Origin of the sequence: Pseudomonas sp. SR18, assembly GCF_023701505.1 — a bacterium.
Classification (GTDB): Bacteria; Pseudomonadota; Gammaproteobacteria; order Pseudomonadales; family Pseudomonadaceae; genus Aquipseudomonas; species Aquipseudomonas cyclaminis.
Map to the genome: position 1 here is coordinate 85291 of NZ_JAMQAU010000010.1, position 16958 is coordinate 102248.

Below are 16958 nucleotides of genomic sequence, written 5' to 3' on the forward strand. Positions count from 1 at the left end.
GGCGTGCATCCTCAAGGCGAAAGTAGGTAGCCGCTGCGGTAGGCCTCTGAGCCGGCGACATGGGCGATGACCATCCCGGCAGTGGCCATGCGGCGCAGCGAACGGGCGTAAAGCAGGCCTGCGTGATGGCAGTGCACAGGCGTTACGCGGTCGGTAATGGGGTCGATGATTTCAGCAATCAGTTGCCCGGCTTCCAGGTACTCACCGGGCAGGGCGCTGAACACCAGCAGGCCGCCCACGGGTGTTGCAACGGGCTCGACGCCGGCCAGTGGGGTGGCCGGGTAGGGCAGGTCGGGCAAGGGCGCCGCTTCGCCGCTGATGGCGCCGAAGTGAATCAGGTAGTCGATGATCGCCTGGCAATCGAGGCCCGCCAGGCCGTGGTTGACGTCGCCCTGGCCGCGCAGTTCGACCGTCACCGAAAAACTGCCCATGGGGATCGGGAAGCGTTCGGCAAACCGTTGCTGCAACTGCCACCAGACCAGGGTGAAACATTCATCGAACGACTGCCCGCCAGAGTCGGTGGCCAGTAAATTGGCTTCCGAGCCTAGATAACGCGCCAATGGCTCCACCTGCGGCCAGGCCTCAGGCGTGGTGTACAGGTGCGCCACGGCTTCGAAGTCGCAATGCAGGTCCAGCACCATGTCGGCGTCGCACGCCAGGCGTTGCAGCACCAGCCGTTGAGACTGCAATTGGGTGGCGGCGGTTTGCCCGGCGAGGGCGCTGCTCAATGCGGCGCGAATCAGTTCGACATTGCGTTGCGGATCATCCCCCAGCAGCGCCTCGACCTGGTTGCCCACCTCTTCACTAAGGTCGACAAACAGGCGATTGAAGTTCTGCCCGCTTTCCAATTCATAGCGGCCGAGGGGGATATCCATCAACACCTGTTCCAGGCCCACCGGGTTGGCGATGGGCACCACTACGATCTCGCTCAACAGCCGTCCGGCCGCCGCCAATTCGGCGAGGCGCACCTTCAGGTGCCAGGCGACCAACATGCCGGGCAGCTCATCGGCATGCAGCGACGCCTGGATGTAGACCTTGCCTGCGGCCTGCTGCGGGCCGAAGTGGAAACTGTGGATCTGCCGCGCCGTGCCTGGCACCGGCGCAATCAGTTCATGTCGCTGATGACGCATGAAGGCTCCTTAATGGCTTGGCCCGAGAAAGGCCAGCCAGCGACGTTCCGCCAGCCGAAACAGGCCGACCAGGGCAAAGGTCACGGCGAGGTAGATCAGCGCGGCAATGCCGAACGATTGAAAGGTCATGAAGGTCGCCGAGTTGGCATCCCGCGCGACTTTGAGAATGTCCGGGATCGTCGCGGTAAACGCCACGGTGGTCGAGTGCAGCATCAGGATCACTTCGTTGCTGTAGTACGGCAACGAGCGGCGCAGTGCGGACGGCATGATCACATAGGCGTAGAGTTTCCAGCCGCTGAGGCCGTAGGCCTTGGCCGCCTCGACTTCACCGTGGGCCATGCTGCGGATCGAGCCCGCGAAAATCTCCGTGGTGTAGGCGCAGGTGTTGAGGGCGAAGGCGAGGATGGTGCAGTTCATTGCATCGCGGAAAAACGCATCCAGCACCGGTTGGGCGCGTACGGCGGCGATGCTGTAGATGCCGGTGTAACAGATCAGCAACTGAATATAGAGCGGTGTACCGCGAAACAGGTAGGTGTAGAACTGCACCGGCCAGCGCACCCAGCGCTTGCGCGATACGCGGGCGATGGAGAGTGGGATCGACACCAGAAACCCGATCACCAAGGCGGCGCTGAGCAACCACATCGTCATGGCCAGGCCGGTGATGTGCTGGCCGTCGCTGTAGAGGAACGGGCGCCAGTATTCCTGCAAGAGTTCGATCATCGCACTGCCTCCCGGGAGCCTGCGGAGTAGCGACGTTCAAGACGGCGCAGGACAAAGTTGGAGACGCTGGTGATCACCAGGTAGATCAGCGCGGCCAGCACCAGGAAATAGAACAGCTGGTAAGTGCTTTTGCCCGCGTCCTGGGCCGCTTTGACCAAGTCCGCCAAGCCGATGATCGACACCAGCGCGGTGGCCTTGAGCATCACCATCCAGTTATTGCCGATGCCGGGCAGGGCAAAACGCATCATTTGCGGGAAGGTCACGTAGCGAAACCGCTGGCCGCGCTTGAGCCCATAGGCGGTGGCAGCTTCCAACTGGCCACGGGGCACGGCGAGAATCGCGCCGCGAAAGGTCTCGGTGAAGTAGGCACCGTAGATAAAGCCCAGGGTGATCACCCCGGCGCTGAATGGGTCGATCTCGATGTACTCCCATTCCATAAAGTCGGTCAGGCCGGTAAGCCAGGTTTGCAGGCTGTAGAAAATCAGCAGCATCAGCACCAGGTCAGGCACGCCACGGATCAGGGTGGTGTAGAGCTGGGCGGGAATGCGCAGGAAGGGCAGGCTGGAGAGTTTGGCGCTGGCGCCGAGCAGGCCGAGCAACACGCTGACGGCCAGGGACAGCACCGACAACTTGAGGGTCATCCAGGTGCCCTGCAGCAACAGCGGGCCGAAACCCTTCAAGCTGAACGCGCTCAGCCCGAGGGTTTGCAACAGATCTTCGAACATAATTCAGGACCTATGGCGATAAAAAAGCGCCCCTCCAGTGGAGGGGCGCCCCGGGCATTACTTGCCGCTGTACAGGTTCAGATCGCCAAAGTGTTTCTTCTGGATAGTGGCGTAGGTGCCATCATCGTGTAACGCTTTGATACCTTTATCCAAAAGTGCCTTGAGCTCAGTGTTACCTTTTTTGATACCGATCGCGGTTTTCGACGGCAGCAATGGGTCGTCAATGGCCGCGCTGACTTCGTAGCCGGCACCGGCTGGCGACTTCAGGAAGCCCAGTTCGGCTTGCAGCATGTCCTGCACGGATGCATCGAGACGGCCGGACGTCAGGTCAGCATAAACCTGGTCCTGGTTGGCGTAGGCCTTGGTGGTCACACCGGCCTTGTCCAGCACAGCCTTGGCGTAGGCTTCCTGAATGGTGCCTTGCTCGTAGCCCACAGACTTGCCCTTGAGCGACTCAGGGGTAGAGAACCCAGCGCCTTTCTTGAACACCAGCGAGGTAGGACCGGAGAACAGTTCGTTGGAGAAGTCGATGGCCTTTTCACGCACCGGGGTCACGGTCATGGACGAGATCACGCCGTCGAACTTGTTGGCTTTCAGGCCGGGGATCATGCCGTCGAAGTCACTTTCGACCCATTTGCACTTGACCTTCAGCTCCGCACAGATGGCATTGCCCAGGTCGATATCGAAGCCCACCAGGCTGCCGTCGGCAGCTTTGGATTCGAATGGCGCGTAGGACGGATCGACACCAAAACGCAATTCCTTGTATTCCTTGGCCAGCGCGGTACCGGCGGCCATGCACAGAGCCAGTGCAGAAAGGGTCAGCAATGCTTTTTTCATTATGTAATCCCTGGAAACCAAGATAAGCGCTTGTGGCGCGTTTAGGACTGTTACTGAACGGTGTCAGACGGATCACAAGTAGCAATTTCTGCACCATAGTTCCGAATGAGCGTTTTAAAAGGTGGGACAAGGGAAATCTGAGTGTAGGAGATGCCCGAAAGTGGGCGCGGGAAAATGAGCGCACCATTTCAGGTCGCAAGGAAATTCAACGCGGGGATTTATGTCAGGCCAGGAGGTCCTGCAGGGTGGCAAGGTTGTCGGCCTCGTCGACTGTCTTGTCCTGCCGCCAACGCAACATCCTGGGAAAGCGCACGGCAATCCCGCTCTTGTGGCGCTTGGACAGGGCAATCCCTTCAAACCCCAATTCGAACACCATGCTCGGCGTCACGCTGCTGACCGGGCCGAATTTTTCCACCGTGGTCTTGCGCACAATCGCGTCGACCTTGCGCATTTCCTCGTCGGTCAGCCCGGAGTAGGCCTTGGCAAACGGCACCAAGGTGCGCTCGCTGCCGGGCGGGCCGTCCCACACGGCAAAGGTGTAGTCGCTGTATAAGCTGGCGCGTCGGCCATGCCCGCGCTGGGCGTAGATCAACACGGCGTCGACGCTGAACGGGTCGACTTTCCACTTCCACCACAGGCCCATATCCTTGGTGCGGCCCACGCCATACAGGCCCTGGCGATTCTTGAGCATCATGCCTTCGACGCCGAGGCTGCGGGAGGCTTCGCGTTGTTGGGCAAGGTCTTGCCAGGTTGCACCCGTCAGCAGCGGTGAGGGCTGCAACACCGGTTGGTTGCACTGGGCAATCACCTGCTCCAGTTGTGCGCGGCGTTTGGCCTGGGTGTGGTTGCGCCAGTCGTCGCCCTGATGTTCCAGCAGGTCGTAGGCCAGGACTGCCACCGGCGCATCCTCCAGCACTTTTTTGCTCAGGGTCTTGCGGCCGATACGTTGTTGGAGCAGGGCGAAGGGTTGCACCGAGTCTTTCCACACGACGATTTCGCCGTCGATCACCGTGCCATCGGGCAGGCCACTCGCCAGGCTGTGGAGTTCGGGAAACCGCTCAGTCACCAACTCTTCGCCTCGGGACCAGATCCACAGGCGCCCGTCACGCTTGACCAACTGCGCACGAATGCCGTCCCACTTCCACTCCACCTGCCAGTCCGCTGGAGAGCCGAGCAGGGCATCGAATTGCTCCACTGGCTGCGACAACCCGTGAGCGAGAAAAAACGGATACGGCTGTCCGCCTCGTTGTGCATGTTCGTCGGACGATTCGGCGGCGATCAGCTTGAGGTAGCCCTCAGGTGTAGGGCGATTGGACAGATCGGTGTAGCCCACCAGCCGCTGGGCCACGCGTTTACTGTCCAGCCCGGCCATGGCCGCGAGGGCGCGGGTGACCAGCAGCTTGGACACGCCAACGCGGAAGCTGCCGGTAATCAATTTGATGCACACCATCAGGCTTGGTTGATCCAGTTGTGTCCATAACGCTGGCAGGCGTTCAGCCAAGTCCAGGGGCGAGAGCCCGCGCAGGGGCAGGAGTTTGTGTTCCAGCCACACGGCCAGGCCGTCTTCTGAGGTGTAGGTCGATTCCGGTAACAGCAGGGAAATCGTCTCGGCCAAGTCACCCACCGACTGGTAGCTCTCTTCGAACAGCCACGGCTCGATGCCGGACGCTTCGGTGGCCATGTCTCGCAGCAGGCGCGTCGGCACCAGTTGCCGAGGGCGTCCGCCGGACAGGAAATACACCGCCCATGCCGCATCCTCGGGCGGTGCTTGCAGGAAGTAGGCTTGCAGGGCCGCGAGCTTGGCGTTGCTGGAGGTGGTGGCGTCGAGGTTGGCGTACAGCTCGGCGAAGGCCCTCATGCGCTGGCCTCTTCTTCGTCATCACCGTATTCGGTGGTGAAGCCCTGGGCGTCCAGGCCTTTTTCCCGCAGGTGGCGCACCAATACGCCGACAGAACCGTGGGTCACCATCACCCGTTCTGCGCCGGTCTGTTCGATGGCCCACAACAGGCCCGGCCAATCGGCGTGGTCCGACAGTACAAAACCTCGGTCCACTCCGCGCCGCCGCCGTGTGCCGCGCAGGCGCATCCAGCCGCTGGCGAACGCGTCGCTGTAGTCGCCGAAGCGCTTGATCCAACTGCTGCCGCCGGCGGAGGGCGGGGCGATGATCAAGGCTTGGCGCAGCAGTGGGTCGGTCTTGGTGAAGTCCCCGGCGTAGAGCGTGTCGGGGATATAGATGCCGGCCTCGCGGTACACCCGGTTCAGCGGTTCGACCGCGCCGTGGCTGAGGATCGGGCCGATGCTGGCGTCAATGCCATGCAGGATGCGCTGGGCTTTGCCGAAGGAATAGCAGTACAGCACGCTGGCTTTGCCAGCGGCGATATTGGCCTGCCACCAATCGTTGATCCCGGCAAAAATCTGCGCCTGGGGCTGCCAGCGGTAGATCGGCAGGCCAAAGGTGGATTCGGTGATAAAGGTGTGGCAACGCACCGGCTCGAAGGGCGCACAGGTGCCATCGGGCTCGACTTTGTAATCGCCGGACGCCACCCAGACTTCACCCTGGTATTCGAGGCGCACCTGGGCTGAACCGAGTACATGCCCGGCGGGATGGAAACTCAAGGTCACACCGTGGTGCAGCAGTTGCTCGCCATAGGCCAGGGTTTGCAGGTTGATGTCCTGGCCCAGACGCGAGCGCAGGATACCTTCGCCGGGTGCGGCGGCCAGATAATGCTGATTGCCGGTGCGTGCATGGTCGCCGTGGGCGTGGGTGATGACGGCGCGTTCCACCGGGCGCCAGGGGTCGATGTAGAAATCGCCAAAGGGGCAGTAGAGACCTTCGGGGCGGGCGATGACAAGATCCATGGAAGCGTGCCGGGGGCGATGGGCTTATCAGGTAGGAGGAGAATGAGCCTGGAGAAGTTCTATCTAAATGCAGAGAGCCAAAAATGTGGGAGGGGGCTTGCCCCCGATGGCAGTGGTTCAGTCAACTTATCAGTGACTGACAGACTGCTATCGGGGGCAAGCCCCCTCCCACAATTGGACCACATACATTCAGTTACTTGCCTGGCGTCAGGGTCAGCCGAGCTTTCCCATAGACCTTCTCAAAGTTCTGCGGCTGCATCGGGAAGCTCAGGTATTGCGCCTTGAGCGACGGGTCGATGCCATTGGCGTAGGTCGGGCTGGCCGGGTTGCCGGATTGGCCGATACCGCCCTGGCCCATCATCGGCTCCGCCTGGCCGAAGTCGACGATCATGCGCAGCGCAGGGACTTGGGTGGTATTGAAATCCTGGCCCCAGCTGTAGGGCGCGGGATTCAGGGTGTTGTGGTCGCCGCCGGACGCCAGCGGGCCACGGATGACTTGGCCTGCGGTGTTCTTCCAGGTGGTGCTGTGCAGCTTGCCCCACTGCCAGGCCTTGTGATCGGCGCCCAATTGGCTGTCGCCAGCGCTGATCGCGGCCGCGAGGCTGCGGGCGAGGATCGCCGGTTTGTCTTCTTTTTGCGGTGTGCGCACGTCGTCCCAGAACGGGCTGTCTTCGCGGCTCAGCAAGTGATCCGCCTGGGCGGCGTAGGACAGGTTGGCGTTGCTGACGAAGGCCTTCCAGCTGGCGCTGTCTTGCGGGCCGAGTTCGTCGAGGAAGATCTGCTTGGTGCTTTCCTGCAGGAACAGCTCATAGAGCGCCGCGTCGGCAGACGTCGCAACGAGGCGACCGTCAAAGGCCATCAGGCGTTTCAGCGCTTCGCGCGCCTTGACCTGTTCGGCTGCGGGCAATCCATCAATCGCCTGCTTCAGCGGCTGGGCCATGCCTGGTGCCTGGAACATGCTCTTGAGCTTGGCGGCGAAGGTGGTGGTCTGGTCGTACTGCATGGCGATCATGCTGCGGCTGTCATGTTTGCCGGCATTGGCCAGTTGCGCCAGGCGCTCGCTGCGCTCCGGGGCATCCCAGGAGTTGGACAACTGCATGCCATAGCCACGCGGCGCGGTGCGCTGGTTGGCGGTACCGATCCAGCCTTGGGCCGGGTCCTGGTCATAGGGGTGCAGCATTGCGTCGGCGTAACCGTCCCAATCAAAGCGCGCATCCCAGCCCGGCGACGGCAGCAAACCTTCACCTTCGCGGCGGTTAGGGAAGCGGCCAGTAACCTGCCAGCCGATATTGGTGGCGTCGGCAAACACCATGTTCAACGCGATGGCGCGAATCTCGCGGGTTGCGTCCGAGGCCTTGCCGACGTTTTGCGCACGGGACAGGTCGAAAAGCGCATCCAGGCTCTTGTCGTCTTTAAAGTCGGCTGTTTGCAACGCCAGGCCCAGGCCGCTGGTGAGTGCCTGGCTGCTGTTGAGCAGGGCGCCGTGACGGGTTTCGTAGACAACTTCGCGAATTGAGCGCTGGCCCTTGACGAAGAAGGTCTCGTTGCGCATGCCGGCCGGCAGCCATTTGCCATTGTTCTCGTAGTACAACGCGTTGCCCTGGCGTCTGACTTTTTCCAGGAACAGGTCCTGTGTGTCGCCCTTGACCGTGCTCAGGCTCCACGCGACTTTGCCGTTGAACCCGGACAGCAGCGTCGGCAAGCCGGCAATCGAGGCGCCGACGGCCTGGTATTTCGGGGCGCGGATCTGCACGTAGCTCCAGGGCGACGGCGCTTGCGGTTGGGCGGCCAGGTCGTTGGCCAGCAGGCTTTTGCCACTGCGGCTGCGCTGCGGGCCGATGGCCCAGTTGCTCGACGTGGTCACGCCCAGGGCATTGAGGCTGCTCAGTTGCTGGGTCACGGTATCAAGCCCGGCCAGACCGGTGATCTGGCTGAAGTTCACGCCCTTGAGTTTCTCGGCCTCGGCCACTGGGATCGGCTCATCCGGCGCGCTTGGAGTGAGCCAGGCGAGTTTGTCGACGCCGACTTTTTGCGCCAGCACCAGGGAGGCGATTTCTTCCTGCAGGTTGGCCGACTCGCTGAAATTCAGCAGGCAGAACAACAGTGCCGAATCTTCCGGCTTCCAGTACTCGGGCTTGTAGCCGGTCTGGGCCAGGTCCGGCGGCAGCTTGTCGCGGTAGCGGTACAGGTAGGCGTTGACGCCACGGGCATACACTTCGAAGAACCGCTTGAGGCGCGGCGACGAGGCGTTGTACAGCTCGCCGGCGCTTTTTTTCAGGTTGACCGCACGCATGAAGCGGTCGACATCCAGCACCTCAGGGCCGGACATTTCCGCCAGGCGGCCCTGGGCCAGCAGGCGCAAGGTGACCATCTGGGTGATGCGGTCACTGGCATGCACATAGCCGAGACTGAACAGCGCGTCGTGGAAGGTGTTGCTTTCGATCAGCGGCATGCCCTGGGCATTGCGACGCACCGACACGTTTTGTGCCAGGCCTTTGATCGGTTGCACGCCCGCAACGGGCGGCAGGGTGTCCTGGGTGCTCTGGAGCTGGCAACCGGCCAGGCTTAAAGCACTGGCCACTGCCGCGGCAACGCCGAACCGGGGAAGAAAATGTGAGAGGGCTGGCGAGGCCATGGCAAAGCTCCTGCGGGGGGTAGCGTCAGTAAAGGCGCTACGTTAGTGAGCGCGGCGAAGCGACGCAAGCAGGAGTTTTGGGTTAAGCGTTAGATCTTGAGACTGGCTCGGGCCATGTGGGGCGTGGTTGCTCCCACATGGAGATTTTCAGTGTGGCTCAGGCCCCGTGGCACTTCTTGAATTTCTTCTCGCTGCCGCATGGGCAAGGATCGTTGCGGCCAACATCCTTCAACGCGTTGCGCACGGGTTCCTGGTGAGCGTGGCCGCAGTTCGGGCCGTGGACATGGCCGTGATCGTGGTCATGGTGACTGTGATCGTGGTCGTGATCGTGGTTGCAGTCAGGACCATGGACATGGGGTTGCTGAGTCATCGATGTCGCTCCGGAATAAAATCGCCGGGGATTATCACGCCATTGTGGGCGACCTGCACGTCATAACCGATGAATAATCCGGTTTTGAGCTCACCTTCCAGGCGATAGGGCACGGGCTGGTCGGGTTTTTTCAACAATTGCACCACATCGCGTATCTGCGGCCAGAGGTTGGTGCGCACCGAGACTTTGAAAAAAGCGTGGCCTCGGGGCGGCACGGTGAGCCACTCGTTGGACTCGCCTTCGGTCAGCACAAAATCATCCAGGGTGACCTTGTAGACCAGGCCGCGCACGGTCAGGTCGGCGTCGTCGCGGTTGTCCACGCGAAAGTACAGTTTGAATTTCTGTTCCAGCAACTTGGCTCGCACCACTTCGACCTTGACCAGGGAAATGTGGGGCGGCGGTGAGTCGTCCTCGAACCACGACGCGCAGCCGCTCAGGCCGAAGGTTAACGCCAGCATCAAGCTGTAGATCCGGAGCATGGCGTGGGTCCTTGTGGGGTTAGACGTAGCTGGAACAGCACTTCTTGAATTTTTGCCCGCTGCCGCACAGGCACGGGTCATTGCGTCCGGCCTTCACCTCAACCGTTGGGTCGATGAAGTACCAGCGCCCGTCATTCTGTACGAAAGAGGACTGTTCTCGGTGGCTATGTTCGCCGGTGCTGTCGTGCCAGCGCGCGGTAAAGGTCACGAAGGCATGTTCGGGCTGGCCGCCGAACACTTCCGAGCTTTCCACCTCAAGGCCGAGCCAGGTGCTCTGGGCGCTCCAGGTGCTGATGGCGGCGCGGTCCAGACCTGCTTGTTGCGCAGGCAACGTGGTCTCTGCCAGATAGTCGACCAGGCCCAGAACATAGGCGCTGTAGCGTGAGCGCATCAACGCGCTGGCGCACGGCGCCGGATGGCCGGCGTGATAATGGCCGCAGCAGGCATCCAGCAGGTTGCCACTGCCGCAGGGGCAAATGGATGTACTCATTGGGTTACCACCAATACTTTCCAAAGTTTTCCGGGTTGGCCCAGAAGCGGGCGTTGAGCCAGTCCGGCACCTGTTTATAGTCAAGCAGATCGTAGGTAAACAGCGTCAACACCTGTTCATCGCGCTGGAAACGCTCGCCGGCCTGCAGGGCCAGGGAGAAAAAGTCAGTGTCCTTCCAGTCGCAGGCACCCAGGTCCACCAGTACCGCAATGCGGCTGGCGTTGAGGTTGCGAATACCGCCGAGCAGGGTCAGGCCCTGCGGTTTTGACAGGTGCTCCAGGCAATCGACCACCAATGCCAGGTCAAAGCGCTGCGCCCCCAGTTCTGCGGGCAACGGCCCAGGCGCCGCCACGGACACTTGGGTGTCGGGGTGCGCCTCCTTAAAGGCATCCAGCGCCGGGAACTGGCTGGCGCCCAACAGCAACAGGCGTTTGGGCTGGTGCAGATCGAGCAAAGCGGCCAGGGCTTGCTGGGGGGTACGGGCAGAAATACCAGCGGTCATCAGAGATCCTCACATCAGGACCGTAGAGACTAGCGCGGCTGAGCGTGCTGGCCTAGAGCGAGAGGCTGCGAAAAATCCTCCAGGGGCGGTGATCCTCGCTTAACCCATGGCCTTCTCAAGTTTTTTGAACCTTCACTGGCAAATCGCCGGTAGAAGTCGTTACTGTGCGTCCAAAGAAAAATTTGAAAACACTCAGGAGCCCCATGATGCGTAAGGTTTTTCTGTTGGCCCTGCTGGTCAGCCCCGTTGCCCTGGCCCAGAGCGTCAGTGTCGAAACCAACTCGTTGATGCGCCTGCCCAGCAGCACCAGCGTGTTGCAACTGGAGCGCCTGGAGGTCGCCGACTACGGCACGTTGCTGATCCCGGCGACCATCAGCCAGGTCAACGTCGATGAGCTGCATCTGGGTCGTGACGCACGCATCGCTATTGTCCCCGGTGCTGTCGGGCTGCAATTGCAGGTGGGTCGTGCGCAACTGGAGCATGGCAGCCAGATCACCTCGCGCGGCGCGCCTGGCACTCATGAAAAACCGGCCAAGGCCGGACGAGACCTGACCTTGCGCATCAACTCGCTGACGGCTGAAGAGCTGTCGGTAGATGCCCGTGGCGGCGCCGGCGCCCAAGGGTATGCCGGGCTTGATGGCGCCAACGGCGTGGACCCTGGCTGCACCTGGGGCTCGGCAGGGCGCGGTTTTAATGGGGATAACGGCGGTGATGGCCTGCCAGGTGGCGCGGGCGCACAGGTACGCGTGGAGTTGCCGAAGGACTTCCCGGCTGAACACATCAAGGTCTGGGTGGACGGCGGCGCCGGTGGGTTGGCCGGTGTAGCAGGCAAACCGGGCAAGGGCGGCGAATCCAAAGGCTGCCTGGTGTACCGCGCCGATGGTGGCGAAAAAGGCCGGCCAGGGTTGGAAGGGCAGCCGGGGCCGGTTGGGCCGGCGGGGACTGTGACCATCCAGCGGCTTTGAGTCGAAAGGTCTGACGCCATCGGGGGGCAAGCCCCCTCCCACATTTGGAATGCATCTAACTGTGGGAGGGGGCTTGCCCCCGATTGCGATATAAGACTCGCCTCAGAACATCGGCCGAGCCGAAGCAATCGCCACCACCACTAGCCCCACAATCAGGTTGATCCCTACCAACTTGCGAATCTGCCCCAGCGCAGCCGCGCCCGCCGGCCAATCCTGTGCCGCCACTGCTGCCTTCAACTGCGGAAACTTCAACGCCTGAATGCGGATAAACAGCGCCGTCATCACCAGATACAAGCCCATCATCACCTGCACGTAACGGGGTGCAGTCTCAAACCCGCTGAAACGCAGGTGCAGCAGGCCGACACCGCTGATCGGCAAAATCAGCACCGCCACCCACACCCATACGAAAAAACGTTGAAACACATTCGCCCACAGCGTCAGCCGGGCAGGGCCCTCAAGTGCCGCCACAGCGGCGGGGCGCAGGATCATCCAGGCGAAAAACATACCGCCCACCCATACCAGGGCGGCCAATACATGCAGGGTGTAAGCGAGGCTAAACGCTGTCATTGTGGTACTCCGTTCTGCGCGGGATTAATTAGCGGGGTATGATAGCGGCCGATCCGAACCACTGAAAATTTATCCAGCGTTTTTTGCGCCCGACTATCCATGATCAGCACTGAACTCAAAACCACGATCCAGGGCGCCTACTCGCGTTTTCTCGAAGCCAAGAGCCTGAAACCGCGCTATGGCCAACGCCTGATGATCGCCGAAGTTGCCAAGGTCCTCGGGGATATCGACACCGACGACGAAGGTCGCCGCGAGGGTGACCCGGCGGTCGTGGCCGTCGAAGCCGGCACCGGTACCGGCAAGACCGTGGCCTACAGCCTGGCTGCGATCCCTACCGCCAAGGCCGCGGGCAAACGCCTGGTGATCGCCACCGCCACCGTCGCCCTGCAAGAGCAGATCGTCTACAAAGACCTGCCTGATCTGATGCGCAACAGCGGCCTGAACTTCACGTTCGCCCTGGCCAAGGGCCGCGGTCGCTACATGTGCCTGTCCAAGCTCGACGTGTTGTTGCAGGAAGGCCACGCGCAGACGGCCACGGCGTCGCTGTTCGAAGAAGAAGGCTTCAAGATTGAGGTTGATGAAGTCAGCCAGAAGCTGTTTACCAGCATGATCGAGAAACTCGCCGGCAATAAATGGGACGGCGACCGCGACAGCTGGCCCACCGCCCTGGAAGACGCCGACTGGGCGCGCCTGACCACCGACCATAGCCAGTGCACCAACCGCCATTGCCCGAACTTCGGCCAATGCGCCTTCTACAAGGCACGCGAGGGCATGGGCAAGGTCGACGTAATCGTCACCAACCACGACATGGTCCTGGCCGACCTGGCCCTGGGCGGCGGCGCTGTGTTGCCGGACCCCCGCGACACGCTCTATGTGTTCGACGAAGGGCATCACCTGCCCGACAAGGCCATCGGCCACTTCGCCCACTACACGCGCCTGCGCTCCACCGCCGACTGGTTGGAGTCCACCGCGAAGAACCTCACCAAATTGCTGGCCCAGCACCCGTTGCCCGGTGACCTGGGCAAGCTGATCGAGCAGGTGCCAGAGCTGGCGCGGGAGATCAAGACCCAGCAGCAGTTCATGTTCAGCGCCTGCGAACAGGTTGCCGACTTCAAGCCCGGCGAAGATGTTGAAGGCCGTGAACGCCCTCGACACCGCTTTGTCGGCGGGATGATCCCCGAGCATATGCGCGAAATGGGCATTGAGCTGAAGAAGGGCTTTTCACGCCTGACCGACCTGTTCACCCGTCTCACGGATCTGCTCAAGGAAGGCATGGATGGCGAGGTCAATATCGGCATCGCCAGCAACCAGGCCGAGGAGTGGTACCCGCTGTTCGGCAGCCTGTTGTCCCGTTCCCAGGGCAACTGGGAGCTGTGGACTGCGTTTACCGTCGAAGACCCGGAAGACAACCCGCCCATGGCGCGTTGGCTGACCTTGTCGGAAAGCGGCGCGCTGTTTGATATCGAGGTCAACGCCAGCCCGATCCTTGCCGCCGAAATGCTGCGGCGCAACCTGTGGAACGTGGCCTACGGCTGCCTGGTGACCTCGGCCACGCTGACCGCCCTGGGCACTTTCGACCGCTTCCGCATGCGTGCCGGGCTGCCGAAAAAAGCCGTCACCGCCGTGGTGCCGAGCCCGTTCCACCACGCCGACGCCGGTGTGTTGCGGGTACCGGACCTCAAGGCCGATCCGCGTGACGCGCCGGCCCACACTGCGGCGATCATTCGTGACTTGCCGGGCCTGGTCGAAGGCTCCCGGGGCACGCTGGTGCTGTTCTCCTCGCGCAAGCAGATGCAGGACGTGTTCGACGGCCTCGACCGCGACTGGCGCAAGCAAGTGTTTATCCAGGGCAACCTGTCCAAGCAGGAAACCCTGAACAAGCACAAGGCGCGCGTCGATGGCGGCGACTCCAGCGTACTGTTCGGCCTGGCGAGCTTTGCCGAGGGTGTCGACTTGCCGGGCGCGTACTGCGAGCACGTGGTGATCGCCAAGATCCCGTTCTCGGTACCGGATGATCCGGTGGAGGCCGCGTTGGCCGAATGGATCGAAGCCCGGGGCGGTAACCCGTTCATGGAAATCTCCGTGCCGGATGCTTCCCTGAAGCTGGTGCAGGCCTGCGGGCGCTTGCTGCGTACCGAAGAAGACCGGGGCACCATCACCTTGCTCGACCGTCGTTTGGTCACCCAGCGCTACGGTAAAGCTATCCTCAATGCTTTACCGCCGTTCCGGCGCGAAATTTCTTAAGCCACCGTGGGCGGATTCGCCCACTTCGTGGTCTATCTCATCAATGTCATCAGGCCATTCACCGGCCGTTTGGGAGAACCTTGCTCGTATGATTCGCACGCTGCCCGCCCTTTTTGCCCTGCTGTTCACTGCGCCCTTGATGGCCGCGCCTGCCGGGCAACAAACCCTGTTCAACTTCGTCCGGCCTGCCGATGTGGTCAAGGTGGCGACCCAGGACGCCAGCCTGCCGCAATACAACGCCGAGCAAACCCCTGAAGGTGAGGTGTTGCGCCGCATCACGTTCAACCCGGCTGCCGAACCCAGCCTGGTGCTCAGCCCGCAGACCGGCGTGTGGGATTGGTCGCAGTCCGGCGCCATGAGCCTGCGTATCCAGAGCGCCATGGACTGGGCGCTGACCCTCTACGTCAAGGTGCAGAGCAGTGACGGCAAGACCTTGGTCAGCCGCATCGACCTGCCGGCCGGCCCGGCGCAGACCCTGCTGATCCCGCTGCAAGCCAACACGCCACTGAGCCAGGGCATGAAGGCCGGCCCGCCGATGCCGATCACCGTGGACGGCCAACGCGTATTGCTGGCCGGCAGCGCGGGGGAAATCGACCGCAGCCAAGTGGTTTCGGTGACGCTGTCGATGATCAAGCCCAATGCGGCCCAAAGCATTCTGCTGGAGCGCTTTGGCGTGCAGGACAGTGAGCCGGTGTTGAAGGCTGCCTACAGCGAGCTGGTGGACACGTACGGGCAATCCACCCGTGCGCGCTGGCCGGAGAAAATCAGCAGCGACGAGCAACTCAAGGCCGCCGCCGCCAAGGAGCAAGCCCAGCTCCAGGGTTGGCTGGCTGCGCGGGATAAATCCGCATTGGACCGGTTTGGCGGCTGGAACAAAGGCCCTGTATTCAAGGCCAGCGGTTTTTTCCACACCGAAAAGCGTGACGGCCGCTGGTATCTGGTGACGCCGGAGGGGCATCCGTTCTATTCCTTGGGCGTCAATACCGTGGCTGCCGACAACAGCCAGACCTATGTGGCGGGCCGCGAATGGATGTTCGCGGCGTTGCCCAAGGCCGGTGAACCTTTGGACAAGTATTACGGCAGCGGCGATAACCGCACTGGCAACGGCGCCGGTGAAGGTCGCAGCTTCGGTGCCGGGCGTTGGTACGATTTCTACGGTGCCAACCTGCAGCGCGCTTACGGCGGCGAAGGCTTCGACCAGAAGCGTTGGGTGACCCACACCCTTGATCGTCTGCAAGCCTGGGGTTTCAACACCGTTGGCAACTGGAGCGATGCAGAATTGGCCCGCGCCGACCGTGTGCCGTACACCTTGCCGCTGTCGATCGTCGGCGATTACGCCAGCATCAGCACCGGCACGGACTGGTGGGGCGGCATGCCCGATCCGTTCGACCCGCGCTTCGCCATGGCCACCGAGCGTGCCGTGGCCATCGCCGCCCGCGATCACCGTGACGACCCTTGGTTGATCGGCTTCTTTGCCGATAACGAACTGGCCTGGGCCGGGCCGGGTGATGATCCGAAATCCCGTTACGCCTTGGCCTACGGCACGCTGCGCATGACCACTGACGTTCCGGCCAAACGTGCGTTCCTCAAGCAACTTCGGGACAAGTACCGCAACGAAGATGGCCTGTCGAAAGCGTGGGGCATCGAATTGGCGGGTTGGGAGCTGATGGAAGACCCAGGTTTCGAGCCACCCATGCCAAACCCGGAGCACCCGGAAATCGAGGCGGACTTCAAATACTTCCAGAAAACCTTCGCCGATGCCTACTTCAAGACCATCTCCGACTCCCTCAAATGGCACGCGCCGAACCAGTTGCTGCTGGGCGGTCGTTATGCGGTGAGCACTCCGGAAGCTGTGGCGTCGTGCGCGCAGTATTGCGATGTGCTGAGTTTCAACATGTACACCCTCAAGCCCCAGGACGGTTACGACTTCGCCGCGTTGCGCGCACTGGATAAACCGGTGCTGATCACTGAATTCAACTTTGGCTCTGCCGACCGTGGCCCGTTCTGGGGCGGTGTGACCCAGTTGGCCAGGGAAGAAGATCGCGCTGCGGCGTACGCCAACTTCCTCAAGCAGGCCATGGCCGAGCCGTCGATTGTCGGCGTGCACTGGTTCCAGTACCTGGACCAGCCGGTGACCGGCCGTTTGCTGGACGGTGAAAACGGCCACTTCGGCCTGGTGGGCATCACCGATGTGCCTTACCAGGGGTTTGTCGACAGCGTGCGTAAAAGCAACCTGGCGACGGTAGAACAACTGGGCAAGGAAGCAGAGAAGGCCAAGGCGGCCGGCGCGGTCCGTGAAGGCGAAGGCGGTAAATCTGGGCATGACGGCAAAGGCGCGGGGCAGGGCGCCGGGCATGCTGGTGGGCACGCCGGAAACGGTCACTGATTGAGGGCTGACGGGTTCACAAAAGCCACAAGGGCTGGAACAATGTCGG

At 62.1% G+C, this 16958-nt stretch carries 15 protein-coding genes; 3 read left to right on the plus strand and 12 right to left on the minus strand.

Features of this window, described 5'->3' with window-relative positions; all coding sequences use genetic code 11:
• Positions 1-11: 11 nt before the first annotated feature.
• From NDJ82_RS16265 to NDJ82_RS16315, 11 genes are all read right to left on the minus strand, one after another.
• Complete coding sequence (locus tag NDJ82_RS16265; RefSeq protein WP_250925857.1) at positions 12-1130, minus strand: succinylglutamate desuccinylase/aspartoacylase family protein; 1119 nt, start codon at positions 1128-1130, stop codon at positions 12-14.
• Between the two features lie 9 nt (positions 1131-1139).
• Entirely contained in the window at positions 1140-1850 is a 711-nt protein-coding gene (locus NDJ82_RS16270) for an ABC transporter permease (RefSeq protein ID WP_099583334.1), read from the minus strand.
• Entirely contained in the window at positions 1847-2575 is a 729-nt protein-coding gene (locus NDJ82_RS16275; RefSeq protein WP_032891617.1) for an ABC transporter permease, read from the minus strand. Before NDJ82_RS16275 ends, NDJ82_RS16270 begins: the two co-directional genes overlap by 4 nt.
• Positions 2576-2632: 57 nt before the next feature.
• Positions 2633-3412, minus strand: coding sequence for a transporter substrate-binding domain-containing protein (locus tag NDJ82_RS16280; RefSeq protein ID WP_032891615.1), 780 nt, complete (start codon positions 3410-3412; stop codon positions 2633-2635).
• Between the two features lie 223 nt (positions 3413-3635).
• On the minus strand, positions 3636-5270 hold the full coding sequence (locus NDJ82_RS16285) for an ATP-dependent DNA ligase (RefSeq protein ID WP_250925858.1): 1635 nt from the start codon (positions 5268-5270) through the stop codon (positions 3636-3638).
• Positions 5267-6271: a ligase-associated DNA damage response exonuclease gene (locus NDJ82_RS16290; protein WP_099583332.1), complete on the minus strand. Its 1005-nt coding sequence runs from the start codon at positions 6269-6271 to the stop codon at positions 5267-5269. Before NDJ82_RS16290 ends, NDJ82_RS16285 begins: the two co-directional genes overlap by 4 nt.
• Before the next feature lie 193 nt (positions 6272-6464).
• The gene (locus NDJ82_RS16295) at positions 6465-8906 is read right to left on the minus strand and encodes a penicillin acylase family protein (RefSeq protein ID WP_250925859.1); all 2442 of its coding nucleotides are present in this window, start codon (positions 8904-8906) and stop codon (positions 6465-6467) included.
• Between the two features lie 157 nt (positions 8907-9063).
• Positions 9064-9276 (minus strand): SEC-C metal-binding domain-containing protein, encoded by a 213-nt coding sequence (locus tag NDJ82_RS16300; RefSeq protein WP_099583330.1) that lies wholly within the window; start codon positions 9274-9276, stop codon positions 9064-9066.
• Positions 9273-9755 (minus strand): LEA/WHy family protein, encoded by a 483-nt coding sequence (locus NDJ82_RS16305; RefSeq protein ID WP_099583329.1) that lies wholly within the window; start codon positions 9753-9755, stop codon positions 9273-9275. Before NDJ82_RS16305 ends, NDJ82_RS16300 begins: the two co-directional genes overlap by 4 nt.
• A 19-nt stretch (positions 9756-9774) precedes the next feature.
• Positions 9775-10245 carry a YchJ family protein gene (locus tag NDJ82_RS16310; RefSeq protein ID WP_250925860.1) on the minus strand — a complete coding sequence of 157 codons (471 nt, stop codon included), beginning with the start codon at positions 10243-10245 and terminating at the stop codon, positions 9775-9777.
• A gap of 4 nt (positions 10246-10249) precedes the next feature.
• A complete protein-coding gene (locus NDJ82_RS16315) occupies positions 10250-10747 on the minus strand; it encodes a DUF6231 family protein (protein ID WP_250925861.1) in 498 nt (165 codons plus the stop codon).
• A 206-nt stretch (positions 10748-10953) separates the two neighbouring features.
• Here NDJ82_RS16315 and NDJ82_RS16320 point away from each other — a divergent pair, with 206 nt between their 5' ends.
• The gene (locus NDJ82_RS16320) at positions 10954-11712 is read left to right on the plus strand and encodes a hypothetical protein (RefSeq protein ID WP_099583326.1); all 759 of its coding nucleotides are present in this window, start codon (positions 10954-10956) and stop codon (positions 11710-11712) included.
• Positions 11713-11814: 102 nt separating this feature from the next.
• Here NDJ82_RS16320 and NDJ82_RS16325 read toward each other — a convergent pair whose 3' ends face one another.
• Positions 11815-12279: a CopD family protein gene (locus NDJ82_RS16325; protein WP_112193884.1), complete on the minus strand. Its 465-nt coding sequence runs from the start codon at positions 12277-12279 to the stop codon at positions 11815-11817.
• 99 nt (positions 12280-12378) lie between these two features.
• Between NDJ82_RS16325 and dinG the strand changes: the two genes are divergently transcribed.
• Together dinG and NDJ82_RS16335 are read left to right on the plus strand one after the other, a co-directional pair.
• Positions 12379-14523, plus strand: a complete 2145-nt coding sequence (dinG, locus tag NDJ82_RS16330; protein ID WP_099583324.1) for an ATP-dependent DNA helicase DinG — start codon at positions 12379-12381, stop codon at positions 14521-14523.
• Between the two features lie 88 nt (positions 14524-14611).
• A complete protein-coding gene (locus NDJ82_RS16335) occupies positions 14612-16909 on the plus strand; it encodes a beta-galactosidase (protein WP_250925862.1) in 2298 nt (765 codons plus the stop codon).
• Positions 16910-16958: the final 49 nt, after the last annotated feature.